The organism is Variovorax sp. GW821-FHT09B01, assembly GCF_059418345.1.
In genome coordinates this window covers 279,904-305,229 of record NZ_JBWKPQ010000006.1, presented here as the reverse complement: position 1 = coordinate 305,229, position 25,326 = coordinate 279,904, and the positions used below count along the sequence as shown (strand labels likewise).

Below are 25,326 nucleotides of genomic sequence, written 5' to 3'. Positions count from 1 at the left end.
CGCACGGAGAAGAACATGTTCAAGAAGATCCTGATTGCGAACCGCGGGGAAATCGCCTGCCGCGTCATTCAAACTGCCAAGAAGATGGGCATCCTCACGGTCGCCGTCTATTCCGACGCCGACAAGGAGGCGCGCCACGTCGAGCTGGCCGACGAGGCCGTGCACATCGGCGCCGCGCCCAGCCGCGAGAGCTACCTGCTGGCCGACCGCATCATCGAAGCCTGCAAGAAGACCGGCGCCGAGGCGGTGCATCCGGGCTACGGCTTCCTTTCCGAGAACGAGGGCTTCGCGAAGAGGGTCGAGGAAGAGGGCATCGCCTTCATCGGCCCCAAGCACTACTCGATCGCGGCCATGGGCGACAAGATCGCCTCGAAGAAGCTCGCCAACGAGGCCAAGGTCAACACCATTCCGGGCTGGAACGACGCCATCGAGACCGCCGAGCGCGCGGTCGAGATCGCGAAGGACATCGGCTACCCGGTGATGATCAAGGCCTCGGCCGGCGGCGGCGGCAAGGGCCTGCGCGTGGCCTTCAACGACAAGGAAGCCTTCGAGGGCTTCACCTCCTGCCGCAACGAGGCGCGCAACAGCTTCGGCGACGACCGCGTGTTCATCGAGAAGTTCGTCGAGGAGCCGCGGCACATCGAGATCCAGGTGCTCGGCGACTCGCACGGCCACGTGATCTACCTCAACGAGCGCGAATGCTCGATCCAGCGCCGCCACCAGAAGGTGATCGAGGAGGCGCCGTCGCCCTTCATCAGCGACGCCACGCGCAAGGCGATGGGCGAGCAGGCGGTGGCGCTGGCCAAGGCCGTGAACTACCAGAGCGCGGGCACGGTGGAGTTCGTGGTCGGCAAGGACCAGAGCTTCTACTTCCTCGAGATGAACACCCGGCTGCAGGTGGAGCATCCGGTGACCGAGTGCATCACGGGCCTCGACCTGGTGGAGCTGATGATCCGCGTGGCGGCCGGCGAGGCACTGCCGCTGACGCAGGAGCAGGTCAAGCGCGACGGCTGGGCCATCGAGTGCCGCATCAATGCCGAGGACCCGTTCCGCAACTTCCTGCCCTCGACCGGCCGGCTGGTGAAATTCCAGCCGCCGGCCGAGACCATGTTCGCGAGCGACACAGAACACCTGCAGGGCGTGCGCGTGGACACCGGCGTGTACGAGGGCGGCGAGATCCCGATGTACTACGACTCGATGATCGCCAAGCTGATCGTGCACGGCAAGGACCGCAACCACGCGATCGCGCGCATGCGCGAGGCGCTCAACGGCTTCGTGATCCGCGGCATCAGCAGCAACATCCCGTTCCAGGCCGCGCTGCTGGCGCATCCGAAGTTCGTGGCCGGCGACTTCAACACCGGCTTCATCGCCGAGCACTACGGCAAGGGCTTCCATGCCGAGGACGTGCCGCACAGCGAGCCCGATTTCCTGGTCGCGCTGGCGGCCTACGTGCACCGCCGCTACCGCGCGCGCGCCTCGGGCATCAGCGGCCAGCTCGAGGGCCATGGCGTGAAGGTGGGCGAGCAGTTCGTGGTGGTCGAGCTCGGCGCACAGGGCGAGCACGTGCACCACCCGGTGACCGTGAGCGACTTCCACGGCAAGACCGGCGCGAGCGCGGTCACGGTCAGCGGCAAGACCTACAAGATCGACAGCAGCCTCGCGCTGGGCGCGGTGCGCGTGCAGGGCATCGTCAACGACAAGCCCTTCACCGCGCAGGTGGAGCGCGGCGCCGGCAAGAATCCGCTGGCGCTGCGGGTGTCGAACGACGGCCGCCAGATCGAGGCCATGGTGCTGTCGCCGCTGGGCGCGCGCCTGCTCGCGCTGATGCCGCACAAGGCACCGCCGGACCTCAGCAAGTTCCTGATGTCGCCGATGCCGGGCCTGCTGGTCGAGGTGGCGGTGCAGCCGGGCCAGCAGGTGCAGGCCGGCGAGAAGCTCGCGGTGATCGAGGCGATGAAGATGGAGAACGTGCTGTTCGCCGCGCAGGACGGCGTGGTCGGCAAGATCTCCGCGGCCAAGGGCGAGTCGCTCGCGGTCGACCAGATCATCCTGGAGTTCAACTGATGGGGGCCAGCGACCTGCAGGCGGTGGTGCTGCACCGGCCTGCGAAGCCGGCGCCAGCGCCCGAGGGCCGCTGGTCGGTCGAGGCGATCCAGGCGCTGCTCGACAAGCCGCTGATGGAACTGCTGTTCGAGGCCCAGACGGTGCACCGCCAGCACTTTCCCGCGGGTGACATCGAGCTGGCCACGCTGCTGTCGGTGAAGACCGGCGGCTGTCCCGAGAACTGCGGCTACTGCCCGCAGTCGGCCGAGTTCGACACCGGCGTGAAAGCGCAGAAGCTGATGGAGGTCGACGAGGTGCTGCGCGCCGCGCAGGCCGCCAAGGACGCGGGCGCCACGCGCTTCTGCATGGGCGCGGCCTGGCGCGCGCCCAAGGACCGCGACGTCGAGAAGGTGGCGGTGCTGGTCGAGGCCGTGAAGGGCCTGGGCCTGCAGACCTGCGCCACGCTCGGCATGCTCGAGCCGCACCATGCGCAGCAGCTCAAGGCCGCGGGCCTCGACTACTACAACCACAACCTCGACACCGCGCCCGAGTACTACACCGACATCGTCGACACCCGCAGCTACCAGGACCGGCTCGACACGCTGGCCCATGTGCGTGGCGCCGGCATCAGCGTGTGCTGCGGCGGCATCGTGGGCATGGGCGAGGCGCCGGTGCACCGCGCGGGGCTGATCGCGCAGCTGGCCAACCTCGATCCGTACCCCGAGTCGGTGCCGATCAACAGCCTGGTGCGCGTGCCCGGCACGCCGCTGGCCGACTCGGAACCGATCGATCCCTTCGACTTCGTGCGCATGATCGCGGTCGCGCGCATCACCATGCCGACCGCGCGCGTGCGCCTGTCGGCCGGCCGCCAGCAGATGGGCGAGGCGGTGCAGGCGCTGTGCTTCATGGCCGGCGCGAATTCGATCTTCTACGGCGACAAGCTGCTGGTCACGGGCAATCCCGACGTCGAGGCCGACGTGCAGCTGCTGCGCAAGCTGGGGCTGCGCTCGCACCGCGCCTCGACCGAAACGAACCCGGAGTCCTGCCAATGACGAGCGCCATCCAACGTCCCTTCCGCGTGCTGGGCATCCAGCAGATCGCGATCGGCGGTCCCGACAAGACCCGGCTGCAGAAGCTCTGGGTCGACATGCTGGGGCTCGAGGTCACGGGCACCTTCCGAAGCGAGCGCGAGAACGTCGACGAGGACATCTGCGCGATCGGCACCGGCCCGTTCAAGGTCGAGGTCGACCTGATGCAGCCGCTCGATCCCGAGAAGAAGCCCGCGGTGCATGCCACGCCGCTCAACCACGTGGGCCTGTGGATCGACGACCTGCCGACGGCCGTCGAATGGCTGACGTCGCAGGGCGTGCGCTTCGCACCTGGCGGCATCCGCAAGGGCGCGGCGGGCTTCGACATCTGCTTCCTGCATCCGAAGGCGAACGACGAGTTCCCGATCGCGGGCGAGGGCGTGTTGATCGAGATGGTGCAGGCGCCGCCCGAGGTGGTGAAGGCCTTCGACGCGCTCGCCGGGCGCTGAGCCCGGGCGCCTTCAGGCGTTCACGACCTTCCTTATCGGCGGCTTCACGTCCGAGCGGTGCGGCGGCAGCATCGGCTGGTGCTCGCGCGCCGGGTTCAGGATGATCGAGGTCGCGGTCTCGGTGAGGATGCAGAATTTGGTGACCACCGCATCGAGGTGGCTCACGTCGATCACCGCGATCTCGAGGATCCAGCTGTCCTCGCCGGTCACGTTGTAGGCATTCACGCATTCGGGCGTGTCCTGCACCAGCTTCACGACGCGGTCGTAGTCGGCGCGGCCGACGCGGATCATCGCGCGGATGCCGTAGCCCAGCTTGGCCAGGTTGACGGTGGCGCGGTAGCCGCTGATCACGCCCGCGGCCTCGAGCTTCTTCACGCGCTCGGTCACCGCCGGCTGGCTCAGGTGCACGCGGCGGCCGAGCTCGGCCATGGTGAGGCGCGCGTCCTTCTGCAACTCGGCCAGGATGCGGGTGTCGTGGGCATCGAGCGTGGGGTTCAAGGTGGATTCCATCGAAGTCCTTCAAATCGACGGCCGCGAGCCGCCAGAACCGTGATTTGCGCATGGAAGCGCGGCGGCGGCCTTCATACCATGGAGCCGGCCAGGTTCACAACAACAGACACCCTCGACATGCTCTCGCTCGCCACTTCCACGCCGTCCGCGCGCGGCGGACTGCCGCCGATCATCTGGCTCTGCCTCGCCGCCACCTGGCTGGTCTGGGGCTCGACCTACCTCGCGATCAAGTACGCGCTGATCAGCTTCCCGCCCTTCCTGCAGATGGGCTCGCGCTTCCTGTTCGCGGGCCTGCTGCTCGCGGCCTGGATGCGCTGGCGCGGCGCGCCCTGGCCGAACCGGCTGCAGTGGCGCAACGCGCTGGTGGTCGGCACGCTGATGCTGGGCGGCGGCATGGGCGGCACGGCGCATGCCGAGGTCTCGGTGGGCTCGGGCCTGGTGGTGGCCTTCATCGCGGTGGTGCCGCTGATCATCGCGCTGCTCAACCTGATCTGGGGCATCGTGCCGACGAAGCTCGAGGCGATCGGCATCGCGCTGGGCCTGGTCGGCGTGCTGATGCTGACGCAGGGCAGCGGCTTCCAGGCCTCGCCGGCCGGGCTGGCCGCGATCTCCATCGCCTGCGTCTGCTGGTCGGCCGGCAGCGTGCTGAGCCAGCGCGCGCTGCCGCTCGCGCCGGGTGCGATGGGCTTCGCGAGCGAGATGATCTGCGGCGGCGTGGTGCTGCTGATACTGGCGGCGGTCTCGGGCGAGAGCCTCGCGTGGCCGCCCGCGCCGCAGGCCACGGCGGCCTGGTTCTACCTGGTGGTGTTCGGCTCGCTGATCGCCTTCAACGCCTACATGCTGCTGCTGGCGCGCGCGCCGGCCGCGCTGGCCGCCAGCTACACCTTCGTCAATCCGGTGATCGCGATGCTGCTGGGCGTGTGGATCGCGGGCGAGACGGTCACTCGCTTCGAGTGGTACGCGGTGACGGTGATCCTGGCGGGCGTGCTGATGCTGCTGCTCAAGCGCTCGGCCAGGAACTGAGCGGGCCCGTGGCTCAGGCGCCCGGGCGGCGCCACACCGCGAGCGTGGCCGCCAGCAGCCACATGCCCACGGCGCAGCCGCGGTTCAGCGCCTTGAGGCCGCGCTTCGAGAGCCAGCGCACGGCCTGCGTGCCGGCGCCGGCATAGGCCAGCATCACGCAGGTGTCGAGCAGCACGAAGATGCCGCCCAGCAGCAGGTACTGCGGGCCCTGCGGCTGCGCGATGTCGACGAACTGCGGCAGGAAGGCCGCGAAGAACAGCAGCGACTTGGGGTTCGACAGCGCCACCGCGAGGCTGCGCAGCAGCGCGATGCGGCCGTGCAGCCGGCTCTCGGGCGAGGACTTCGCGAGCGCGGCGCCGAGGTCGGTGGCGTCGCTGCGCCAGAGCTTGATGCCGAGCCACACGAGGTAGGCCACGCCCGCCACGCGGATCGCGTTGAACAGCCATTCCGAAGCCGCCAGCAGCGAGCCCAGGCCCAGCGCGACCACCGCGATCACGATGCTGCTGCCGAGCGAGGCGCCGACGATGCCCCAGCTCGCGCGGCGCATGCCGCCGTCGATGCCGTTCGACAGCGCGAGCAGCATGGTCGGGCCCGGGATCACGGCGAGCGCGAGGGAGGCGAGCACGAAGACGAGCAGGGTGTCGAGGTTCATGGCTTGGGTGTGGAAGGACGTTGGGAGGCGGCACGGGCGCGCGCGAGCGCGGCCTCGACCACCGAGCGCTTACGGGCCTCGGCGCTGGGCGCCGCGACCTCGGCTTCGGGGCGCTTCTTGCCCTGGCGCGCATCGGTGGGCCGATGCTGGCCATGCAGGGCGTAGCGCGCGCGGGCATGGGCCGCCTGCGCGGGCGACCAGGCCTGCCAGCCGGTGCGGCCCGGCGTGGCGTCCTCGAGCGAGATGCAGTCGACCGGGCAGACCGGGATGCAGAGTTCGCAGCCCGTGCAGTGCGCGTCGATCACGGTGTGCATGCGCTTGTTGATGCCGAGGATGGCGTCGGTCGGGCAGGCATCGAGGCACAGCGTGCAGCCGATGCACCAGGCCTCGTCGATCACCGCCAGCCTGCGCGGGCCCTCGGTGCCGAAGGCCGGGTCGAGCGCCTGCACGGGGCGGCCGGTGAGCCGCGCGAGCCGCTCGACGCCCTCGGCGCCGCCCGGCGGGCACTGGTTGATCTCGGCCTCGGCGCTCGCCACGGCCTGCGCATAGCCCTCGCAGTCCGGGTAGCCGCAACGGGTGCACTGCGTCTGGGGCAGTGCGTCGTGGATGCGTGCGGCCAGTCCGTTCACGGGAGGAGTTGGGCGCTCAGCGCGCCGCGGCGGCGGTCTTGCGCGTCACGGTCTTCTTCGGGGCGGGCGCGCGCTTCGCGGCCGGTGCCGCCTTCTTGGCCGGCACCGCCTTCTTGGCGGGCGCCTTGGCGGTGGTGGTGGCCAGCTTGCGGCCGGGCTTGACCTTGTCCTCGGCCGGCAGGCTCTCGCGTTCACCGGCACGGCTTTGCGGCTGGTCGTTGGCGGCGATGAACTTCTGCATCTTCGGATAGACCAGTTCGCGCCAGCGGCGGCCGCTGAAGATGCCGTAGTGGCCCGCGCCCTTGACCTCGTAGTGCTCGCGCTTCGCATCGGCGATGCCGGTGCACAGCTCGTGCGCGGCCTCGGTCTGGCCCGAGCCCGAGATGTCGTCGAGCTCGCCCTCGACCGTGAGCAGCGCGGTGGCGCGGATGTCCTGCGGCCGCACGCGCTCGACCTCGCCCGTGGGGCTCTTCACGTCCCAGGTGCCGTTGACCAGGTCGAATTCCTGGAACACGGTGCGGATCGTCTCGAGGTAGTAATCGGCGTCCATGTCGAGCACGGCGTTGTACTCGTCGTAGAACTTGCGGTGCGCCTCGGCGCTCGCGTCGTCGCCCTTGATCAGGTCCTTGAAGTAGTCGTAGTGGCTGCTCGCGTGGCGGTCGGGGTTCATCGCGACGAAGCCCGTGTGCTGCAGGAAGCCAGGGTAGACGCGCCGGCCCGCGCCCGGGAAGCCCTGGGGCACGCGGTAGATCACGTTGTTCTCGAACCACTCGAAGCTCTTGTTCATCGCGAGGTTGTTGACCGCCGTGGGCGACTTGCGGGCGTCGATCGGGCCGCCCATCATCGTCATGGTGAGCGGCAGCGCCTCGCCGCGGCTGGCCATCAGCGACACGGCGGCCAGCACCGGCACCGTGGGCTGGCACACGCTGACCACGTGGCAGTTGCCGTACTCGGCCTGCAGGCGGCGGATGAACTCCTGCACGTAGTTGATGTAGTCGTCGAGGTGGAACTCGCCGTCCGACAGCGGCACCAGGCGCGCGTTCTTCCAGTCGGTGATGTAGACCTTGTGGTCCTGCAAAAGGGTGCGCACCGTGTCGCGCAGCAGGGTGGCGTAGTGGCCCGACAGCGGCGCCACCACCAGCACCACGGGCTGGCTCTTGAGCGTCTTGAGGATGTGCGGTTCGTCGGTGAAGCGCTTGAAGCGGCGCAGCTGGCAGAACGGCTTTTCCAGCTCGATCACTTCCTGGATCACGACGTCGTCGCCGTCGACCTTGACCGACTTGATGTTGAACTCGGGCTTCTCGTAGTCCTTGCCGAGGCGGTAGAGCAGGTCGTAGCTCGCCGCCATGCGCTGCGCTCCGGGCAGCTGGCTCCAGACGGCGCCGGGGCTGTAGAGCTTGGAGGCGGCCTGGGCGAAGTCCGCGAACGGTTCCATGAGGGAACGCTGGGCTTCGTAGAGTTGGTAGAGCATCGCTGTGTCGAGTTGGAATGTTGCGGTGCAATATATCAGCGCATTTCGACACGCGCAGGGGGCCTAACCCTAGGCCCGGGAAGGCCCTCGGAGATGGCCGCGGGCTTCGTGAACAAGTTGTGTCGCGCAGGTGACTCGAGCGAGTCACCTGCGGCCGCAATCACTCACGCGCCCGCGGCGCGGGATCTCAAATGACCTTGGCGATCGACGCGCAGACGTGGTCGATGTTCTTGCTGTTGAGCGCGGCCACGCACATGCGGCCGGTGTCGGTGCCGTAGACGCCGAACTCGTTGCGCAGGCGCACCATCTGGTCCTTGGTCAGGCCCGAGTAGCTGAACATGCCGATCTGGGTCGTGATGAAGCTCATGTCTTCCTTCACGCCGGCGGCCTTGAGGCCGTCGACCAGCTTCTGGCGCATGGCCTTGATGCGCACGCGCATCTCGCCCAGTTCCTTCTCCCACAGGGCGCGCAGCTCGGGGTTGCCGAGCACCGCGGCCACCACGGCGCCGCCGTGCGTGGGCGGGTTGCTGTAGTTGGTGCGGATCGCGATCTTGAGCTGCGACAGCACGCGCGCGGCTTCTTCCTTGTTCTCGCACAGCACCGACAGGGCGCCCACGCGTTCGCCGTAGAGGCTGAAGCTCTTGGAGAACGAGGTCGAGACGAAGAAGGTCAGGCCGGCGTCGACGAACTTGGCGACGGCCGCGCCGTCTTCCTGCAGGCCGTAGCCGAAGCCCTGGTAGGCCATGTCGAGGAAGGGCACCAGGCCCTTGGCCTTGACGGCGGCCACGACCTGGTCCCACTGCGCGGGCGTGATGTCGTAGCCGGTCGGGTTGTGGCAGCAGGCGTGCAGCACGACCACGGTGCCGGCCGGGGCGGCGTTGAGCGCGGCCAGCATGCCGTCGAAGTCGATGCCGCGCTTGGCGGCGTCGTAGTAGGGGTAGCTCTCGACCTCGAAACCGGCGTTGGTGAACAGCGCGCGGTGGTTTTCCCAGCTCGGGTCGCTGATCAGCACCTTGGCGGCGGGGTTGAGCTTCTTGAGGAAGTCGGCGCCGACCTTGAGGCCGCCGGTGCCGCCGATGGCCTGGATCGTGGCCACGCGGCCCGAGGTCACGGGTTCGCTGTCGGCGCCGAAGACCAGCACCTTGACGGCGTTGTCGTACGCCGCGATGCCGTCGATGGGCAGATAACCGCGCGCCGTGGGCGCTTTCATCATGTTCTGCTCGGCCGCCTGCACGCACTGGAGCAGGGGCAGCTTGCCGTTGTCGTCGTAGTAGACGCCGACGCCGAGATTGACCTTGCTGGGGTTGGTATCGGCGGCAAATTGCTCGTTGAGGCCGAGGATCGGATCGCGCGGTGCCATCTCGACCGCGGTGAACATAGACATGGAAAGGTCCTTTGGGATGAAAGCTTCGCTGGCAACCGCTCGAGGCTTTAAGCTTTGCGGTTGCCTTGAATTTTACCGGCGCCACGCCACCTGACGGGTACAGCCATGCCAGAGATCAACGAAGCCATAGCAGACTCGAACAATGCCGAACCCGTGGGGCCGGCTCCCCAGGGCGAATTCATCAGCTTCCCGGGCTCGCCTTTCGAGCTGTACCAGCCCTATCCGCCGGCCGGCGACCAGCCGAAGGCCATCGAGAAGCTGGTCGAGGGCGTGAGCGACGGCGAGGTGTTCCAGACCCTGCTGGGCGTGACCGGCTCGGGCAAGACCTTCACCATGGCCAACGTGATCGCCCGCACCGGGCGCCCGGCCATCGTGTTCGCGCCCAACAAGACCCTGGCGGCCCAGCTCTACAGCGAATTCCGCGAGTTCTTCCCGAAGAACGCCGTCGAGTACTTCGTCAGCTACTACGACTACTACCAGCCCGAGGCCTACGTGCCGCAGCGCGACCTGTTCATCGAGAAGGACTCCTCGATCAACGAGCACATCGAGCAGATGCGGCTGTCGGCCACCAAGAGCGTGCTGGAGCGGCGCGACACCGTGATCGTGGCCACCGTGAGCGCGATCTACGGCATCGGCACGCCCGAGGACTACATGGAGATGCGGCTGATCGCGCGCGTGGGCGACAAGGTCGGCCAGCGCGACCTGATCGGCCAGCTGATCCGCATGCAGTACACGCGCAACGAGCAGGACTTCGCGCGCGGCACCTTCCGCGTGCGCGGCGACACCATCGACGTGTTTCCGGCCGAGCACAGCGAGCTCGCGATCCGCATCGAGCTGTTCGACGACGAGATCGAGTCGCTGCAGCTGTTCGACCCGCTGACCGGGCGCATCCGCCAGAAGGTGCCGCGCTTCACGGTCTACCCCTCGAGCCACTACGTGACGCCGCGCGACAAGGTGCTGGCCGCCGTCGAAACCATCAAGATCGAGCTCGACGGGCGGCTCAAGGAGCTGGTGGCCGCGGGCAAGTTGGTGGAGGCCCAGCGCCTCGAGCAGCGCACCCGCTTCGACCTCGAGATGCTGGCCGAGATCGGCCACTGCAAGGGCATCGAGAACTACACGCGCCACCTCTCGGGCGCGGCGCCCGGCGACCCGCCGCCCACGCTGACCGACTACCTGCCGAAGGACGCCCTGATGTTCCTCGACGAGAGCCATCAGATGATCGGCCAGCTCGGCGGCATGTACAACGGCGACCGGGCACGCAAGACCACGCTGGTGGAGTACGGCTTCCGGCTGCCGAGCGCGCTCGACAACCGGCCGCTGAAGCTCGAGGAATTCGAGAAGCGCATGCGCCAGTGCATCTTCGTGTCGGCCACGCCGGCCGACTACGAGAAGCAGCACGCCGGCCAGGTGGTCGAGCAGCTGGTGCGGCCCACCGGGCTGATCGATCCCGAGGTGGAGGTCCGGCCGGCCACGCATCAGGTCGACGACGTGCTGCAGGAGATCCACGTGCGCGTCGAGAAGAACGAGCGCGTGCTGATCACCACCCTGACCAAGCGCATGGCCGAGCAGCTCACCGACTACCTGGGCGACAACGGCGTGAAGGTGCGCTACCTGCACAGCGACGTCGACACGGTCGAACGCGTGGAGATCCTGCGCGACCTGCGTCTGGGCACCTTCGACGTGCTGGTGGGGATCAACCTGCTGCGCGAGGGGCTGGACATTCCCGAGGTCTCGCTGGTGGCGATCCTCGATGCCGACAAGGAAGGCTTCCTGCGCGCCGAGCGCTCGCTGATCCAGACCATCGGCCGGGCGGCGCGAAACCTGAACGGCAAGGCCATCCTGTATGCCGACCGGATGACCGAATCGATGAAGCGCGCCATCGGCGAGACCGAGCGCCGGCGCGCGCGCCAGATCGCCCACAACGAAGCCAACGGCATCACCCCGCGCAGCATCGTGAAGCAGGTGCGCGACCTGATCGACGGCGTCTACAGCGAGAAGACCGGCAAGGAGATGGCCAAGCTGGACCTGGAACGCGCCAAGGTCGAGGACATGAGCGAGAAGGACATCGCGCGCGAGATCAAGCGGCTCGAGAAGCAGATGCTCGAGCACGCCCGCAACCTCGAGTTCGAGAAGGCGGCGCGGGTGCGCGACCAGCTGGCGCTGCTGCGCGAGCAGGCCTTCGGCGCCGCGGGCAGCGACAACATCGCGATATCGCCGGTCAAGTAGGCCGAAGGTTTGCGCCGCCGGCGCCCCTGATCGCCCGGAATCGGGTTTACCCGAGCAAACCCGGGGGGCTTCTGATATACTTGAGCGAAACACTCAACAAAAAAGAAACTTCGCGATGAAGGACCGACTCACAACCACTGGCTCACCAGTGTCAAGAGTCGGGCAGGGCGGAGACGAGATCACCGTGGCTCCCGGGCAACGGTGTCATTTCAACGGTAAGCGCTAAAAAGGAGCTTGCGATGCGTCTCACTACCAAAGGCCGTTTTGCGGTCACAGCCATGATCGATCTGGCTCTGCGTCAGAACACCGGTCCGGTCACGCTGGCCGCGATCAGCCAGCGGCAGCAGATTTCGCTGTCGTACCTCGAACAACTCTTCGGCAAGCTGCGCCGTCACGAACTCGTCGAATCCACCCGGGGTCCGGGCGGTGGCTACAGCCTGGGCCGCAAGGCCGCCGACATCACCGTGGCCGACATCATCGTGTCGGTCGACGAACCGATCGACGCCACCCAGTGCGGCGGCAAGGAAAACTGCCTCGGCGAACAAGGCCGCTGCATGACCCACGAACTCTGGGCCTCGCTGAACCAGCGCATGGTCGAGTTCCTCGATTCGGTCACCCTGCAGAAGCTGGTCGACGACCAGATCGCCAAGGGCGTGCAGATCGAGAACAAGCCGGTCGTCAAGCGCGCCATTTCCGCGCAGCCGGTGGTCAAGCCGATCCGCGTCAATGCACCGAATTCGGTGTTTGCCCTGGGCAACGTCTTCGCCAAGTCCTGAGGACCGCGCGACACCGAAGCTTCGAGCCTAGACCGACGCGGCGCCCACCGGGCGCCGCCAGCGAACGAACAGCGACCAAGAACAACCCCCACGCCAGCACGAGCCAGCCATGGACGTAACTCCTCATTTCCCGATCTATCTCGACTACGGCGCCACCACGCCGGTCGACCCGCGTGTGGTCGACGCCATGATTCCCTGGTTGCGTGAGCACTTCGGCAACCCGGCGTCGCGCAGCCACGCCTGGGGCTGGGAAGCGGAAGAAGCGGTCGAGAAGGCCCGCGGCTACGTGGCCGAACTGATCGGCGCCGATCCGCGCGAGATCGTCTGGACCTCTGGCGCCACCGAGTCGAACAACCTCGCGCTCAAGGGCGCGGCGCAGTTCTACAAGGGCAAGGGCAAGCACCTGATCACGGTGAAGACCGAGCACAAGGCCGTGCTCGACACCATGCGCGAGCTCGAGCGCCAGGGCTTCGAGGTCACCTACCTCGACGTGCAGGAAGACGGCCTGCTCGATCTCGATAAATTCAAGGCCGCGATCCGTCCCGACACCATCCTCGCGAGCGTGATGTTCGTGAACAACGAGATCGGCGTGGTGCAGGACGTGGTGGCGCTCGGCAACATCTGCCGCGAGAAGGGCGTGATCTTCCACGTCGACGCCGCGCAGGCCACCGGCAAGGTCGAGATCGACATCGCCAAGCTGCCGATCGACCTGATGAGCCTGGCGTCGCACAAGACCTACGGCCCCAAGGGCATCGGCGCACTGTACGTGCGCCGCAAGCCGCGCGTGCGGCTCGAGGCCCAGATGCACGGTGGCGGCCATGAGCGCGGCATGCGCTCGGGCACGCTGCCCACGCACCAGATCGTGGGCATGGGCGAGGCCTTCCGCATCGCCAAGCTCGAGATGAAGGAAGACATCGCCAAGGCCGCGCGGCTGCAGAAGCGCCTGCTCGACGGCCTGAAGGACGTGGAACAGGTCTTCATCAACGGCGATCTCGAGCACCGCGTGCCGCACAACCTGAACATGAGCTTCAACTACGTCGAGGGCGAGTCGCTGATCATGGGCATCAAGGGCCTGGCGGTGTCGTCGGGTTCGGCCTGCACCTCGGCCAGCCTCGAACCCAGCTACGTGCTGCGCGCCCTGGGCCGCAGCGACGAACTGGCCCACAGCAGCCTGCGCATGACCATCGGCCGTTTCACGACCGAGGAAGAGATCGACTACGCCATCTCGACCATCAAGCACAACGTGGCCAAGCTGCGCGAATTGAGCCCTCTGTGGGAAATGTTCCAGGACGGCGTCGACATCAGCACGATCCAGTGGTCGGCGCACTGAGGCAGTGACGCGAGATCGCTCCGAAGCTCCACGATTGAACACAGTTTGAGAGGTACACCATGGCATATTCTTCCAAGGTCATCGACCACTACGAAAATCCGCGCAACGTCGGCTCCTTCGAAAAGGGCGACGACTCGGTCGGCACCGGCATGGTCGGCGCGCCGGCCTGCGGCGACGTGATGAAGCTGCAGATCAAGGTCAACCCCGAAACCGGCGTGATCGAAGATGCGCGCTTCAAAACCTACGGCTGCGGCTCGGCGATCGCCTCGTCGTCGCTCGTGACCGAATGGGTCAAGGGCAAGACGCTCGACGAAGCCGCCGCGCTCAAGAACGCGCAGATCGCCGAGGAACTGGCGCTGCCCCCGGTCAAGATCCACTGCTCGATCCTCGCCGAGGACGCGATCAAGGCGGCCGTGAGCGACTACAAGGCCAAGCACGGCGCGAAGAGCGCCGAAGCCGCGGCAGTGCACTGAGATGGCCGTCACGCTGACAGAAGCCGCCGCGCGCCATGTGAATCGCTACCTCGGCAAGCGAGGCAAGGGCGTGGGCGTGCGGCTGGGCGTGAAGACCACGGGCTGCTCGGGCCTGGCCTACAAGCTCGAGTACGTGGACGAATTGACGCCCGAGGACGTGGTGTTCGAGGACCACGGCGTGAAGGTGCTGGTGGACCCGAAGAGTCTGGCCTACATCGACGGCACGCAGCTGGACTTCGTGCGCGAGGGCCTCAACGAGGGCTTCAAGTTCAACAACCCGAACGAACGCGACCGCTGCGGTTGCGGCGAAAGCTTCCGCATCTGATGCGCAGTCGCTGACCGCGACAACAGCCGCCACCATGTCATGTGCTGGCGGTTTTTTCATGCCATGAACCTGAACGACACCGACTTCGAGCTGTTCGCCGTCCCCGCGACTTTCGCGCAGGACCGCGCGGCGCTGGACGCGCGCTGGAAAGAGCTGCAGCGCGAAGCCCATCCCGACCGCTTCGCGGCGCAGGGCGCGGCCGCGCAGCGCGTGGCCATGCAGTGGTCGGTGCGCATCAACGAGGCCTACCAGCGGCTCAAGGACCCGGTGCGGCGCGCGAGCTACATCTGCGAGCTGCACGGTGCCCCGGTCAATGCCGAGAACAACACGGCGATGCCGCCCGACTTCCTGATGCAGCAGATGGAATGGCGCGAGGCGCTCGACGAGGTCGAGGACATCGCCGCGCTCGACAAGCTGCAGGCCGAGGTCGACGCGGGCCGCGCTCGCGCACTCTCGTCGCTCGACTGGCTGATCGACGAGAAGGGCGACTACCCCGCCGCCGCGCAGCAGGTGAGAGCCCTCATGTTCATTGAGCGCTTCGGCCACGACGTCGAAGCCAAATCGGATCAATTGGGACAATAAGGGCATGGCTCTTCTTCAGATTTCCGAACCCGGCCAGGCGCCCGATCCGCATCAGCGCCGCATCGCCGTGGGCATCGACCTCGGCACCACGCATTCGCTGGTGGCCTCGGTGCGCAACGGCGTGGCCGAATGCCTGCCCGACGACCAGGGCCGCGTGCTGCTGCCCTCGGTGGTGCGCTACCTCGACAAGGAGCGCCGCCAGATCGGTTTCGACGCGGTCGCCGCACGCGCGCAGGATCCCTCGAACACCATCACCTCGGTCAAGCGGCTCATGGGCCGCGGGCTGGCCGACGTGACCCACCGCGAAGCGATGTCCTACGCCATCGGCGGTGGCGACGGCGGCATGGTGCAGGTGCACACCGCAGCGGGCGACAAGTCGCCGGTCGAGATCAGCGCCGAGATCCTCGCGACGCTGCGCTACCGCGCCGAGGACACCTTCGATGACGAGCTCTACGGCGCGGTCATCACCGTGCCGGCCTACTTCGACGAGGGCCAGCGCCAGGCCACGAAGGACGCGGCGCAGCTGGCCGGCCTCAACGTGCTGCGGCTGATCAGCGAGCCCACCGCGGCCGCCATCGCCTACGGCCTCGACAACGCGAGCGAGGGCGTCTACGCCGTCTACGACCTGGGCGGTGGCACCTTCGACATCTCCATCCTGCGGCTTACGCAAGGCGTGTTCGAGGTCATCGCGACCGGCGGCGACTCGGCGCTCGGCGGCGACGACTACGACCATGCGCTGGCCGATTTCGTGCTGGCGCAAAGCGGTGTCCGGACCGCGAGCGAGACCGACAAGGCCGCCGTGCTCGTGGCGGCGCGCGCCGCCAAGGAAGCGCTGACCGATGCCGACACCGTGACCTTCGCCGCCGACGTCGGCGGCCAGCCGCTTCGCTTCGCGCTGCAGCGCGCGCAGTTCGACGCGGCCACCAAGGCGCTCACCGACCGCACCCTGGCCGCCGTGCGCAAGGCGCTGCGCGATGCCAGGCTCAAGGCCGACGACCTGCAGGGAATCGTGCTGGTGGGCGGGTCGACGCGCATGCCGCAGGTTCGCGAGGCCGTTGCCGAGTTCTTCGGGCGCGAGCCGCTGGTCAACCTGAACCCCGACGAGGTCGTCGCGCTCGGCGCCGCGATCCAGGCGAACCAGCTGGCCGGCAACAATGGCGCGGGCGAGCTGCTGCTGCTCGACGTGATTCCGCTGTCGCTGGGCCTCGAGACCATGGGCGGGCTGGTCGAGCGCATCGTGCCGCGCAACCAGACCATCCCGACCGCGATGGCGCAGGACTTCACTACCTACCAGGACGGCCAGACCGCGCTGGCGCTGCACGTGGTGCAGGGCGAGCGCGACCTGGTGGCCGATTGCCGCAGCCTTGCGCGCTTCACGCTGCGCGGCATTCCGCCGATGACCGCGGGCGCCGCGCGCATCCGCGTGACCTTCACGGTCGATGCAGACGGCCTGCTGAGCGTGAGCGCCAAGGAGCAGATGAGCGGCGTGGAAGCCAGCGTCACCGTCAAGCCTTCCTACGGGCTGTCCGACGACCAGATCGCGACCATGTTGCAGGAGAGCTTCTCGACCGCGCAGCAGGACATGCAGGCGCGCGCGCTGGTCGAGGCCCGCGTCGATGCCGAACGCATGCTGCTCGCGACGAAGAGCGCGCTCGATGCCGACGGCGACCTGCTCGACGCGCAGGAGCGCGCGGCTATCGATGCGTCGATGAGCGCGCTGCGCCTGGGCGCCCAGGGCAGCGACGCGGCCGCGATCGAGGCCGCGACCAAGGCGCTGGCCGAGATCACCGAACCCTTCGCCGCGCAGCGCATGAATGCCGGCATCGCCCGCGCGCTCTCGGGGCGCAAGGTCGAATCGCTTTAGTCCGCGGTCCAGAACACCGCAAGAACGACAACGCAGCACTGCATGCCCACGATCAAGATTTATCCGCACCCCGAGTACTGCCCGCAAGGCGCCGAGATCACCGCGCCCGCGGGCACATCGATCTGCGAGGCCCTGCTCGACAACGACATCAACATCGAGCACGCCTGCGAGATGAGCTGCGCCTGCACCACCTGCCACGTGATCGTGCGCGCGGGCGGCGGCTCGCTCAACGAGGCGGAGGAGGGCGAGGAGGACCTGCTCGACCGCGCCTGGGGCCTGGAGCCGCAATCGCGCCTGAGTTGCCAGGCGATCCTGGCGCAGGAAAATGTGACGATCGAGATTCCGAAGTACTCGATCAACCACGCGAAGGAAAACCACTGATGAGCCGTCTGATCGTTCTCGATACGGAAACCACCGGGCTGTCGGCCGAGAACGGCGACCGCGTCATCGAGCTGGGCTGCGTGGAGCTGTTCAACCGCAAGCTCACCGGCAACGACCTGCACATCTACTTCAACCCCGAGCGCGAGAGCCACGAGGACGCGCTCAAGGTGCACGGCCTGACGACCGACTTCCTGCGCGACAAGCCGAAGTTCGCCACCCTGGCCAACGACATCGTCGAGTACCTGCGCGGCGCCGAACTGATCATCCACAACGCGGCCTTCGACGTGGGCTTCCTCAACAAGGAATTCGAGCGCGCCGGCCTGCCACCGCTCAAGACCTTCGTGAGCGAAGTGACCGACACGCTGGCCATGGCCAAGCAGGTGTACCCGGGCAAGCGCAACTCGCTCGACGCGCTGTGCGACCGCTTCGGCGTCGACCGTTCGAACCGGACCTTCCACGGCGCCAAGCTCGACGCCCAGCTGCTGGCCGACGTCTACATCAACCTCACGCGCGGCCAGGACGCGCTGCTGATCGACGTGGCCACCACCGAGCCCGAAGTGGGCACCACGGTGATTGCCATCGACCTGCGCAGCATCGAGCTGCCGGTGCTGGTGGCAACCGAGCACGAACTGGCCGAGCACGACGCCGTGTTGTCGCAGCTCGACAAATCGAGCAACGGTCGCACACTCTTTCGCCAAAACGCTTGAAAAGCTGTGGCATAATCTAAGGCTTCGCAGAACGCGATTCATCCAGGCGCTGAAGCCCATCGAAAAGATCGGGCAGAGGCGTCAGGGGCGGTTAGCTCAGGGGTAGAGCACAGCATTCACACTGCTGGGGTCGGAGGTTCGAAACCTCCACCGCCCACCAATTTCCCGGTTCCATTTCTCTTTTCCGTCGGCGCATCGGCCCCGACGGCATCGCTGTTGGCCTGTCGGTGCGCACCGACGCCAACTGCCGTCGCGGGCTGCTGGTTTCGCGTGCCTTGGCGCCTAGAACCGACGGCACGACCGCAACCCAGGAGAACAGATCATGGCGACCGCACCCGATCTTCCGACGCCGATCACGCCCACGCCGGGCCTGCCCGTGGAGCCCGACGAAGGGCCGGGCACGCCGCCTGACGAGCCCACCGATCCCGAGCCGCCGCCGACCGCGACCTGATCTCCCCACGCGCGGCGGCCGCGCTAAGCTCGCCGCATGGACGATCTCGATTGCGCCGTCATCGGCGGTGGTGTGGTGGGTTTGGCCGTGGCGCGCGCACTCGCGCTCGCGGGCCGTGAAGTGATGGTGCTCGAGGCCGAAGGCGCCATCGGCACCGGCACGAGTTCGCGCAACAGCGAAGTCATTCATGCGGGGATCTACTACCCGCAAGGCTCGCTGAAGGCGACGCTCTGCGTCGAGGGCAAGCAACTGCTGTATGCCTACGCCGAAGCGCGCGGCGTGCCGCACCGGCGCTGCGGCAAGCTGATCGTCGCGACCTCGACCGAACAGGTGGCGGAGCTCGAGGCGATCCGTCTCAAGGCCGCGGCCAATGGTGTCGACGACCTCGAACAGATTTCGGCGGCGCGGGCCGTCGCGCTGGAACCGCAACTGCGCTGCATGGCCGCGCTGGTCTCGCCGAGCACGGGCATCGTCGACAGCCATGCGCTGATGTTGAGCCTGCTCGGCGATCTCGAGAATGCGGGCGGCATGCTGGCGTTGAAGTCGGCCGTGACGCGGGCTGACCTGGAGGAGGGCGGCATCGTATTGACGGCGCAAGACGGCACGCGGTTGCGCTGCCGCAGCGTGGTCAACGCGGCCGGCCTGGGTGCGCCCGATCTGGCGCGCCACTTCGGAGGACTCGCCACCGAGACCGTTCCCACCGCTCATTTCGCGAAGGGCAACTACTTCACCCTGTCGGGCCGCGCGCCCTTCGGCCGGCTGGTCTATCCGGTGCCCGAGCCCGGCGGCCTCGGCGTGCACCTGACGATCGACCTTGGCGGGCAGGCCAAGTTCGGACCCGACGTGCAATGGGTGAGCTCGCCCGACGACCTGGTGGTGGACCCGGCGCGCGGCGATGCCTTCTATGCCGAGGTGCGCAAGTACTGGCCCGCGCTGCCCGATGGCGCGTTGATCCCGGGCTATGCGGGCATGCGGCCGAAGATTTCCGGCCCTGGCGATCCCGCGGCCGACTTCCGCATCGACGGACCGCGCGCGCATGGCGTGCGAGGCCTCGTGAACCTGTTCGGCATCGAATCGCCGGGGCTCACGAGCAGCCTCGCGATCGGCCGCTATGTGGTGGATCTGCTCGCGGCCGAGGACTGAATTCCGCGTCGATCGCGAACGATCTCTTGCAGAACTCTTTGTGGATGCAGGCCTGTGTGGCCGATGGAGCCTGTAACATGACAGCACGCCATTTGTAGGCGTGAAGCCGCCGGCGCGGTGCCGGTGTCATCACGGAGGAAGGTTTCCAATGAGTGCATCCAAGAATCTCGAGGCGGCAGCCGAGGACATCGCGAGCGACGTGCGTGGCGTGCTCGCCAGCAAGGACCTGGATTCGGTTCCCCACATCAAGGCGCTGCGCCAGCGCATCGACACCAAGCTCGCGATCGCCCGCGAACTCGCCGCCGAGAAGAGCCGCCTCGCTGCCAAGAAGGCCCGCGAAGCCGCCTCGGCCACCAACGCCTATGCCCACGACGAACCCTGGCAGATCGCCGCAGGCGCGCTGGCCGTCGGTGTGCTGGTGGGCCTGCTGCTTGGTCGCCGCTGATCGAACCATGATGACGGGGGGCTGCCGATGAGGTTGCTCTCCCTGCTCGGACTGGACCGGCGCCTGCGCCGGCTGCGCATTGCCGCAGCCGAGGGCGCGATGGCCGCCGAAGACCGTGTGCAGCTGCTGCGCATGGCCTGGGAGGAGGAGAAGCAGCGGCTCAAGCTGGTGCTGGTCCTCGCGATCGTGCTGCTGGGCCTGACGACGATCGCCGTCGCGCTGCTGTCCGTGGCCGTCGTGGTCCATTTCTGGGACACGCCGCAGCGCACCACCGCCGCCTGGTCGGTGGCCGCGCTCTGGATCGTGCTGTGGCTCGCGGCCGCCTGGGGCCTGTGGACCCAACTGCGCGGCGCTTCGAACAGCTTCACGCCGACCCGCGAAGAGCTGGCGCGCGACTGGACCTGGGTGCAGGAGCGCTTCGGACTCGGCGACGAGCCCGGTGAAGAGGACGAGCCGGCGCCCCGCCGTCCGGCCACGCGCGAGGAACTGATCGAACGCATCGAGCGCCAGCGCCTGCGCATCGCGACCTTGCAGGGTGGCGGCACCGCCGCCGCGCACGGTGTGGAGCAGTCTGCGCCTCCGCCGCCCGACGAAACCCCGACCGCCACGGCGCTGCGCATCGCGCGCGAGCATCCGGTGGCCACGGGTGTGGCCGTGGCGGCGGCGCTGGTGGTGGTTCGCCCCAAGCGCCTGCTGCGCTGGGCGACCTTCGTCGCGCCCATCCTCTGGCGCATGCGTTGAAACGGCCGGCGAGCCACGCTCGCCCGCCTTCCAACTGAAAAAACTCAGGCGCTGCCGCGATCCCGCTGCAGCGCCTGCGCCGTTTCATGGACCAGTGCCGGGCCGCGGTAGATCAGGCCGGTGTAGATCTGCACCACGTCCGCGCCCGCCGCGATCTTGGCCTTGGCATCGGCCGCGCCCAGGATGCCGCCCACGCCGACGATCGGGAAGTCCGCGCCCAATGCGGCGCGCAGCTGGGCGATCACGCGGTTGCTCGATTCGCGCACCGGCGCGCCCGACAGGCCGCCGGCTTCCTTCGCATGCTGCAGTCCCTCGACCGCATCGCGCGCCAGCGTGGTGTTGGTGGCGATCACGCCATCCATGCCGTGGCGGCGCAGCGTGGCGGCGATCACCGCCACCTGGGCCTCGTCGAGGTCGGGCGCGATCTTCACGAACAGCGGCACGCGGCGCGGCGCACCGCCGAGGGGCTGGCGCGCCAGCGTCTCGCGCCGCTCGGCCACGGCGCCCAGCAGCGCGTCGAGCGCCTCGTCGCTCTGCAGGCTGCGCAGGTTGGCGGTGTTGGGGCTCGAGATGTTGATCGTCACGTAGTCGGCATGCGGGTACACGCCGTCGAGGCAGGCGATGTAGTCGTCCACCGCGCGCTCGATCGGCGTGGCGGCGTTCTTGCCGATGTTCAGGCCCAGCAGCATCGGCGCCTTGGCGCGGCCCGCGTTGCGGCGGAAGCGCGCCTTCTGCACGTTGGCCAGGAAGGCGGCCAGCCCGTCGTTGTTGAAGCCGAGCCGGTTGATCAGCGCCTGGCGTTCGGGCAGGCGGAACATGCGCGGGCGCGGATTGCCGGGCTGGCCCTTGGGCGTGACGGTGCCGACCTCGACGAAGCCGAAGCCCATGGCGGCGAAGGCGTCGATGCAGCGCGCGTTCTTGTCGAGGCCGGCGGCGAGGCCGACGCGGTTCGGGAACTGCAGGCCGGCCAGGGTGACGGGATCGTCGACGCGCGGCGCCGAGTAGGCGCAGGCCAGCGGCGTGTTCTGCGTGCGCGCGAGCCCGTCGAGCGTCAGTTCATGGGCATGCTCCGGGTCGAAACCGAACAGGAAAGGGCGGGCCAGGCCGTAGAGCGAGGAGGGCAGCAGGGACATCGTCGGATAATTCGGGGCTTCAATGAGCCCAGGATTCTCCGCGATGACCGCACCCCTTCCTTCTTCTTCCGCCGTACCCGCCCCCATCTCCCAGGACGAACTCAAGGCCCAGGTGGGCCGCGCCGCCCTGGCCTACGTGGTGAAGGGCGAGATCGTGGGCGTGGGCACCGGCTCGACGGTCAACAAGTTCATCGACGCGCTGGCCACGATCAAGGACCAGATCCGCGGCGCCGTCTCGAGCTCGATCGCCTCCACCGAGCGCCTGCGGGCGCTGGGCATCCAGGTGTTCGACAGCAACGAGGTCGAGGAACTGGGCGTCTACATCGATGGTGCCGACGAGATCGACCCACGGGGTTTCATGGTGAAGGGCGGCGGTGCCGCGCTCACGCGCGAGAAGATCATCGCGGCCCAGTCGCGCCGTTTCGTCTGCATCGCCGATGCCTCGAAGCTGGTCGACACGCTCGGTGCCTTTCCGCTGCCGGTCGAGGTGATCCCGATGGCGGCGCGTCGCGTGATGCGGCAGTTCGCGGCGCTGGGCGGCCAGGCCCAGGTGCGCGAGAAGGACGGCCTGCCGCTGGTCACCGACAACGGCCAGCACATCGTCGACGTGACGGGCCTGAAGATCGCCGATCCACTGGCCTTCGAATCCGAGGTGAGCCAGTGGCCCGGCGTGGTCACCGTCGGCGTGTTCGCGCACCAGAAGGCGCATGTGTGCCTGCTCGGCACGCCCGAGGGCGTGCGCACGCTGGACTTCGCCTGATCAGAACTTGATGCCGGCCGGGTTCTCCGGTGTCGGGCCGCTCGGCGGTGCCGCGGGCAGCGGCTGCTCGTCGGGCGCCGCGCGCGCGGCGGCGGGTGCGGGCACCGGTGCGCGCGTGACCTGCGCGACCATCGGCTGCGCCGGCGGATTGCGGTAGCCGCTCGGCAGGCCGTTGCTCCTGGGATAGCCGGCCGCGTCGAGGTACTGCGCCCACTGCGTGTCGGAGAAGCCGGACAACTGCTGCGTGCCGATGGTCAGCAGCGGCAGCGAGGTCTGGCCGCTGAGCTTCTGCAGCGCCTCCACGTCCTGGTTGCCGTTCACCGTGCGTTCCTGGAACGGGATGCCGCGCGTGGTGAGCAGCGTGCGCGCCATCGCGCAGGGGCTGCAGTCGTCGCCGCTGTAGAGCGTGACGGGATAGCGCTGGGCGATCTGGCGCAGCTCGTAGGGCAGGCCCGCGTTGGCGCTCGCGCCGGGCGCCGGCTGCGCATTGGCGGCGGGTTCGGTGCTGGCGGTGGGGGCGCGGTCCGAGAAGGTGACCCGGCCGTTCTTGTCGACCTGCCGGTAGACCGGTTGTGCCATCGCGCCCGCGACGGCGAGCAGGAGGACGAAACCGGTCAGGCGACTTGGTGAGAATTTGTAAATCGGGCGCATGGCCCGAGTATCTCAAGCTTCAGCGCCGCATCAAGCCGGCTGCGGCTCGGCCATGCCCTGGTGTCGCAGCAGCGCATCAAGCTGGGGTTCGCGGCCGCGGAAGGCCTTGAACGACTCCATCGCGCTGCGGCTGCCGCCGGCCTCGAGGATGGCCTGGCGGTACTTGCGGCCGGTCTCGATGCTGGGTTCGCCGTTGGCGCCCACGGTTTCCTCGAAGGCCGCGTAGGCGTCGGCGCTCAGCACCTCGGCCCACTTGTAGCTGTAGTAGCCGGCCGCGTAGCCGCCCGAGAAGATGTGGCTGAAGGTGTTCGGCGTGCGGCTGAAGGGCGGCGAGGGCATCACGGCCACCTCGGCGCGTACCTGGGCCAGCAGCGCGAGCACGTCGCCGGGCTTCGCGGCCGCGGCGTGGTACTCGGTGTGCAGCAGCATGTCGAACAGCGAGAACTCGATCTGGCGCAGCGTCTGCAGGCCGCTCTGGAAGTTCTTGGCCGCGGTCATCTTGTCGAACAGCGCGCGCGGCAGCGGCTCGCCGGTGTCGACGTGGGCCGTCATGTGGCTCAGCACGTCCCACTCCCAGCAGAAGTTCTCCATGAACTGGCTCGGCAGTTCGACCGCGTCCCATTCGACGCCGCTGATGCCCGAGACGTCGCGCTCGTTCACCTGCGTGAGCATGTGGTGCAGGCCATGGCCGAACTCGTGGAACAGCGTGGTCACGTCGTCGTGCGTGAGCAGCGGCGGCTTGCCGCCCACGCCCTCGGCGAAATTGCAGACCAGTTGCGCGATCGGCGTCTGCAGCCGGCCGTCGTCGGGCCGCAGCCAGCGCGCGCGCACGTCGTCCATCCAGGCGCCGCCGCGCTTGGCGGCGCGCGCGGAGGGGTCGAGGTAGAACTGGCCGACCTTCTGGCCGGCGCGCTCGATGCGGTAGAACTCGACGCTCGGATGCCAGGTCGGCGCGCTGTCGCGGCGGATCGAGACCTCGAACAGCGTCTCGACGATCTTGAACAGGCCCGCCATCACCTTGGGCGCCGGGAAGTACTGCTTGACCTCCTGCTCGCTGAAGGCATAGCGCGCTTCCTTGAGCTTCTCGCCGACGTAGCTCCAGTCCCAGGGCTGTGGATCGGCCAGGCCCAGCTGGGTGGACGCGAAAACGCGCAGGTCGGCGAGGTCGCGCTCGCCGTAGGGGCGGGCCTTGGCGGCGAGGTCGCGCAGGAACTTCACCACCTGCTCGGGCGACTCGGCCATCTTCGGTACCACCGAGAGCTCGCCGAAGTTGCGGTAGCCCAGCAGCTTGGCCTCTTCCTCGCGCAGCGCGAGGATCTCGCTGATCAGGGCCGTGTTGTCGAAGGCTGGGTCGCCGAGTTCGCTGGCGCGCGTGACGTAGGCGCGGTAGAGCGTCTCGCGCAGCGCGCTGCTCTTGGCGAACTGCATCACCGGCAGGTAGCAGGGCATCTTGAGCGTGAGCTTGTAGCCGTCCTTGGCCTCGGCTTCGGCCGCGGCGCGCGCGGCGTTGACCACGTCCTCGGGCACGCCGTCGAGCTCGCCGAACTGCGCGTAGTAGGCGAAGGCATCGGTCGCATCGAGCGCGTTCTCGCTGAACTTCTGGCTCAGCTCGGCCTGGCGTTCCTGGATCTCGGCGAAGCGCTGCTTGGCCTCGCCCTGCAGCTCGGCGCCGCCGAGCACGAAGTTGCGCACCGCGTTGCGATGCGCCTGGCGCTGCTCGGCATCGAGCGTAGTGACGTCGATCGCCTTGTACTTCGCGTACAGGCGCTCGTCGGAGCCCAGGCGGGTCCAGAACGCGGTCACGCGTGGCATCGCCTCGTTGTAGGCGGCGCGCAGCTCGGGCGTGTCGGCCACGGCGTTGAGATGGCCGACTGCGCTCCAGGCGCGGCTGAAGCGTTCCGAGGCCACGTCGAGCACCTTGGAGATCGCGCTCCAGCTCGCGGGGAAGTCGGGGGCCGTCACCGTCTGCAGCGCGGTCTCGGCATCGGCGAGCAGCACGTCGACCGCGGGGGCGACGTGTTCGGGCCGGATGCGGTCGAACAGCGGGAGGTCGGTGAAATCGAGGAGGGGGTTGTTCGAGGTGGCCATG

The 25,326-nt window shown here is 68.1% G+C and carries 26 protein-coding genes and 1 tRNA gene; 19 read left to right on the top strand and 8 right to left on the bottom strand.

Going from position 1 to position 25,326, the window contains the following annotated elements; translation table 11 throughout:
• The first annotated feature begins 15 nt into the window (after positions 1-15).
• Genes AC07RV_RS20440 through AC07RV_RS20430 form a run of 3 tightly spaced genes read left to right on the top strand, consistent with a single transcriptional unit; the run spans position 16 to position 3,580 of the window.
• On the top strand, positions 16-2,064 hold the full coding sequence (locus AC07RV_RS20440; protein WP_296789000.1) for an acetyl-CoA carboxylase biotin carboxylase subunit: 2,049 nt from the start codon (positions 16-18) through the stop codon (positions 2,062-2,064).
• Positions 2,064-3,095, top strand: coding sequence for a biotin synthase BioB (bioB, locus tag AC07RV_RS20435; protein WP_296789002.1), 1,032 nt, complete (start codon positions 2,064-2,066; stop codon positions 3,093-3,095). Before AC07RV_RS20440 ends, bioB begins: the two co-directional genes overlap by 1 nt.
• Entirely contained in the window at positions 3,092-3,580 is a 489-nt protein-coding gene (locus AC07RV_RS20430) for a VOC family protein (protein WP_057593644.1), read from the top strand. The genes bioB and AC07RV_RS20430 overlap by 4 nt, the downstream gene beginning before the upstream one ends.
• A gap of 12 nt (positions 3,581-3,592) precedes the next feature.
• Here the strand turns inward: AC07RV_RS20430 and AC07RV_RS20425 are convergent, their stop codons facing one another.
• Positions 3,593-4,090, bottom strand: a complete 498-nt coding sequence (locus AC07RV_RS20425; RefSeq protein ID WP_208512240.1) for an Lrp/AsnC family transcriptional regulator — start codon at positions 4,088-4,090, stop codon at positions 3,593-3,595.
• 117 nt (positions 4,091-4,207) lie between these two features.
• Here AC07RV_RS20425 and yedA point away from each other — a divergent pair, with 117 nt between their 5' ends.
• Positions 4,208-5,113: a drug/metabolite exporter YedA gene (gene yedA / locus AC07RV_RS20420; RefSeq protein ID WP_093342675.1), complete on the top strand. Its 906-nt coding sequence runs from the start codon at positions 4,208-4,210 to the stop codon at positions 5,111-5,113.
• 13 nt (positions 5,114-5,126) lie between these two features.
• Here the strand turns inward: yedA and AC07RV_RS20415 are convergent, their stop codons facing one another.
• From AC07RV_RS20415 to AC07RV_RS20400, 4 genes are all read right to left on the bottom strand, one after another.
• A complete protein-coding gene (locus tag AC07RV_RS20415; protein WP_208512238.1) occupies positions 5,127-5,765 on the bottom strand; it encodes a LysE family translocator in 639 nt (212 codons plus the stop codon).
• Complete coding sequence (locus tag AC07RV_RS20410; protein ID WP_296789006.1) at positions 5,762-6,394, bottom strand: RnfABCDGE type electron transport complex subunit B; 633 nt, start codon at positions 6,392-6,394, stop codon at positions 5,762-5,764. Before AC07RV_RS20410 ends, AC07RV_RS20415 begins: the two co-directional genes overlap by 4 nt.
• A 16-nt stretch (positions 6,395-6,410) precedes the next feature.
• The gene (locus tag AC07RV_RS20405) at positions 6,411-7,865 is read right to left on the bottom strand and encodes a polyhydroxyalkanoate depolymerase (protein ID WP_296789008.1); all 1,455 of its coding nucleotides are present in this window, start codon (positions 7,863-7,865) and stop codon (positions 6,411-6,413) included.
• A gap of 187 nt (positions 7,866-8,052) precedes the next feature.
• Positions 8,053-9,249 carry an amino acid aminotransferase gene (locus tag AC07RV_RS20400; protein ID WP_093342670.1) on the bottom strand — a complete coding sequence of 399 codons (1,197 nt, stop codon included), beginning with the start codon at positions 9,247-9,249 and terminating at the stop codon, positions 8,053-8,055.
• A 105-nt stretch (positions 9,250-9,354) separates the two neighbouring features.
• Between AC07RV_RS20400 and uvrB the strand changes: the two genes are divergently transcribed.
• From uvrB to AC07RV_RS20330, 14 genes are all read left to right on the top strand, one after another.
• Positions 9,355-11,475: an excinuclease ABC subunit UvrB gene (gene uvrB, locus AC07RV_RS20395; protein WP_296789010.1), complete on the top strand. Its 2,121-nt coding sequence runs from the start codon at positions 9,355-9,357 to the stop codon at positions 11,473-11,475.
• A 239-nt stretch (positions 11,476-11,714) separates the two neighbouring features.
• A complete protein-coding gene (iscR, locus tag AC07RV_RS20390) occupies positions 11,715-12,251 on the top strand; it encodes a Fe-S cluster assembly transcriptional regulator IscR (RefSeq protein ID WP_056580055.1) in 537 nt (178 codons plus the stop codon).
• Positions 12,252-12,360: 109 nt separating this feature from the next.
• Positions 12,361-13,581: an IscS subfamily cysteine desulfurase gene (locus AC07RV_RS20385; protein WP_093342669.1), complete on the top strand. Its 1,221-nt coding sequence runs from the start codon at positions 12,361-12,363 to the stop codon at positions 13,579-13,581.
• A gap of 59 nt (positions 13,582-13,640) precedes the next feature.
• On the top strand, positions 13,641-14,054 hold the full coding sequence (gene iscU, locus AC07RV_RS20380) for a Fe-S cluster assembly scaffold IscU (RefSeq protein ID WP_093342667.1): 414 nt from the start codon (positions 13,641-13,643) through the stop codon (positions 14,052-14,054).
• 1 nt (position 14,055) lies between these two features.
• Positions 14,056-14,379, top strand: a complete 324-nt coding sequence (gene iscA, locus AC07RV_RS20375) for an iron-sulfur cluster assembly protein IscA (protein ID WP_057593654.1) — start codon at positions 14,056-14,058, stop codon at positions 14,377-14,379.
• Positions 14,380-14,442: 63 nt separating this feature from the next.
• A complete protein-coding gene (hscB, locus tag AC07RV_RS20370) occupies positions 14,443-14,961 on the top strand; it encodes a Fe-S protein assembly co-chaperone HscB (RefSeq protein ID WP_296789015.1) in 519 nt (172 codons plus the stop codon).
• A gap of 4 nt (positions 14,962-14,965) precedes the next feature.
• Entirely contained in the window at positions 14,966-16,825 is a 1,860-nt protein-coding gene (gene hscA, locus AC07RV_RS20365; RefSeq protein ID WP_296789017.1) for a Fe-S protein assembly chaperone HscA, read from the top strand.
• Positions 16,826-16,867: 42 nt separating this feature from the next.
• Entirely contained in the window at positions 16,868-17,206 is a 339-nt protein-coding gene (fdx, locus tag AC07RV_RS20360; RefSeq protein WP_057593657.1) for an ISC system 2Fe-2S type ferredoxin, read from the top strand.
• A complete protein-coding gene (gene dnaQ / locus AC07RV_RS20355) occupies positions 17,206-17,913 on the top strand; it encodes a DNA polymerase III subunit epsilon (RefSeq protein ID WP_093342661.1) in 708 nt (235 codons plus the stop codon). Before fdx ends, dnaQ begins: the two co-directional genes overlap by 1 nt.
• Positions 17,914-17,998: 85 nt before the next feature.
• Positions 17,999-18,073: transfer RNA gene (locus AC07RV_RS20350), tRNA-Val, on the top strand.
• A gap of 162 nt (positions 18,074-18,235) precedes the next feature.
• Complete coding sequence (locus AC07RV_RS20345) at positions 18,236-18,364, top strand: stereocilin (RefSeq protein WP_261210940.1); 129 nt, start codon at positions 18,236-18,238, stop codon at positions 18,362-18,364.
• Positions 18,365-18,400: 36 nt separating this feature from the next.
• Complete coding sequence (locus tag AC07RV_RS20340) at positions 18,401-19,507, top strand: NAD(P)/FAD-dependent oxidoreductase (RefSeq protein WP_296789018.1); 1,107 nt, start codon at positions 18,401-18,403, stop codon at positions 19,505-19,507.
• Positions 19,508-19,655: 148 nt separating this feature from the next.
• The gene (locus tag AC07RV_RS20335; protein WP_057593661.1) at positions 19,656-19,952 is read left to right on the top strand and encodes a glycine zipper domain-containing protein; all 297 of its coding nucleotides are present in this window, start codon (positions 19,656-19,658) and stop codon (positions 19,950-19,952) included.
• Positions 19,953-19,979: 27 nt separating this feature from the next.
• Positions 19,980-20,693: a phage holin family protein gene (locus tag AC07RV_RS20330; protein ID WP_296789019.1), complete on the top strand. Its 714-nt coding sequence runs from the start codon at positions 19,980-19,982 to the stop codon at positions 20,691-20,693.
• A gap of 44 nt (positions 20,694-20,737) precedes the next feature.
• On the opposite strand, the gene AC07RV_RS20325 is transcribed toward AC07RV_RS20330, so the two are convergent.
• Entirely contained in the window at positions 20,738-21,826 is a 1,089-nt protein-coding gene (locus AC07RV_RS20325) for a quinone-dependent dihydroorotate dehydrogenase (RefSeq protein ID WP_296789020.1), read from the bottom strand.
• A gap of 43 nt (positions 21,827-21,869) precedes the next feature.
• On the opposite strand from AC07RV_RS20325, the gene rpiA reads away from it, so the two are divergent.
• Entirely contained in the window at positions 21,870-22,586 is a 717-nt protein-coding gene (rpiA, locus tag AC07RV_RS20320) for a ribose-5-phosphate isomerase RpiA (protein WP_296789022.1), read from the top strand.
• Here the strand turns inward: rpiA and AC07RV_RS20315 are convergent, their stop codons facing one another.
• A complete protein-coding gene (locus tag AC07RV_RS20315; RefSeq protein ID WP_296789023.1) occupies positions 22,587-23,237 on the bottom strand; it encodes a glutaredoxin family protein in 651 nt (216 codons plus the stop codon).
• A 30-nt stretch (positions 23,238-23,267) separates the two neighbouring features.
• Entirely contained in the window at positions 23,268-25,325 is a 2,058-nt protein-coding gene (locus tag AC07RV_RS20310) for a M3 family metallopeptidase (protein WP_296789025.1), read from the bottom strand.
• Position 25,326: the final 1 nt, after the last annotated feature.

What these genes read in the sequence shown, in the direction of transcription:
- AC07RV_RS20440 (WP_296789000.1), top strand. Translation starts at nt 16, where the DNA reads ATGTTCAAGAAGATCCTGATTGCGAACCGCGGGGAAATCGCCTGCCGC.
- bioB (WP_296789002.1), top strand. Translation starts at nt 2,064, where the DNA reads ATGGGGGCCAGCGACCTGCAGGCGGTGGTGCTGCACCGGCCTGCGAAG.
- AC07RV_RS20430 (WP_057593644.1), top strand. Translation starts at nt 3,092, where the DNA reads ATGACGAGCGCCATCCAACGTCCCTTCCGCGTGCTGGGCATCCAGCAG.
- AC07RV_RS20425 (WP_208512240.1), bottom strand. Translation starts at nt 4,090, where the DNA reads ATGGAATCCACCTTGAACCCCACGCTCGATGCCCACGACACCCGCATC.
- yedA (WP_093342675.1), top strand. Translation starts at nt 4,208, where the DNA reads ATGCTCTCGCTCGCCACTTCCACGCCGTCCGCGCGCGGCGGACTGCCG.
- AC07RV_RS20415 (WP_208512238.1), bottom strand. Translation starts at nt 5,765, where the DNA reads ATGAACCTCGACACCCTGCTCGTCTTCGTGCTCGCCTCCCTCGCGCTC.
- AC07RV_RS20405 (WP_296789008.1), bottom strand. Translation starts at nt 7,865, where the DNA reads ATGCTCTACCAACTCTACGAAGCCCAGCGTTCCCTCATGGAACCGTTC.
- AC07RV_RS20400 (WP_093342670.1), bottom strand. Translation starts at nt 9,249, where the DNA reads ATGTCTATGTTCACCGCGGTCGAGATGGCACCGCGCGATCCGATCCTC.
- uvrB (WP_296789010.1), top strand. Translation starts at nt 9,355, where the DNA reads ATGCCAGAGATCAACGAAGCCATAGCAGACTCGAACAATGCCGAACCC.
- iscR (WP_056580055.1), top strand. Translation starts at nt 11,715, where the DNA reads ATGCGTCTCACTACCAAAGGCCGTTTTGCGGTCACAGCCATGATCGAT.
- AC07RV_RS20385 (WP_093342669.1), top strand. Translation starts at nt 12,361, where the DNA reads ATGGACGTAACTCCTCATTTCCCGATCTATCTCGACTACGGCGCCACC.
- iscU (WP_093342667.1), top strand. Translation starts at nt 13,641, where the DNA reads ATGGCATATTCTTCCAAGGTCATCGACCACTACGAAAATCCGCGCAAC.
- iscA (WP_057593654.1), top strand. Translation starts at nt 14,056, where the DNA reads ATGGCCGTCACGCTGACAGAAGCCGCCGCGCGCCATGTGAATCGCTAC.
- hscB (WP_296789015.1), top strand. Translation starts at nt 14,443, where the DNA reads ATGAACCTGAACGACACCGACTTCGAGCTGTTCGCCGTCCCCGCGACT.
- hscA (WP_296789017.1), top strand. Translation starts at nt 14,966, where the DNA reads ATGGCTCTTCTTCAGATTTCCGAACCCGGCCAGGCGCCCGATCCGCAT.
- fdx (WP_057593657.1), top strand. Translation starts at nt 16,868, where the DNA reads ATGCCCACGATCAAGATTTATCCGCACCCCGAGTACTGCCCGCAAGGC.
- dnaQ (WP_093342661.1), top strand. Translation starts at nt 17,206, where the DNA reads ATGAGCCGTCTGATCGTTCTCGATACGGAAACCACCGGGCTGTCGGCC.
- AC07RV_RS20345 (WP_261210940.1), top strand. Translation starts at nt 18,236, where the DNA reads ATGGCGACCGCACCCGATCTTCCGACGCCGATCACGCCCACGCCGGGC.
- AC07RV_RS20340 (WP_296789018.1), top strand. Translation starts at nt 18,401, where the DNA reads ATGGACGATCTCGATTGCGCCGTCATCGGCGGTGGTGTGGTGGGTTTG.
- AC07RV_RS20335 (WP_057593661.1), top strand. Translation starts at nt 19,656, where the DNA reads ATGAGTGCATCCAAGAATCTCGAGGCGGCAGCCGAGGACATCGCGAGC.
- AC07RV_RS20330 (WP_296789019.1), top strand. Translation starts at nt 19,980, where the DNA reads ATGAGGTTGCTCTCCCTGCTCGGACTGGACCGGCGCCTGCGCCGGCTG.
- AC07RV_RS20325 (WP_296789020.1), bottom strand. Translation starts at nt 21,826, where the DNA reads ATGTCCCTGCTGCCCTCCTCGCTCTACGGCCTGGCCCGCCCTTTCCTG.
- rpiA (WP_296789022.1), top strand. Translation starts at nt 21,870, where the DNA reads ATGACCGCACCCCTTCCTTCTTCTTCCGCCGTACCCGCCCCCATCTCC.
- AC07RV_RS20315 (WP_296789023.1), bottom strand. Translation starts at nt 23,237, where the DNA reads ATGCGCCCGATTTACAAATTCTCACCAAGTCGCCTGACCGGTTTCGTC.
- AC07RV_RS20310 (WP_296789025.1), bottom strand. Translation starts at nt 25,325, where the DNA reads ATGGCCACCTCGAACAACCCCCTCCTCGATTTCACCGACCTCCCGCTG.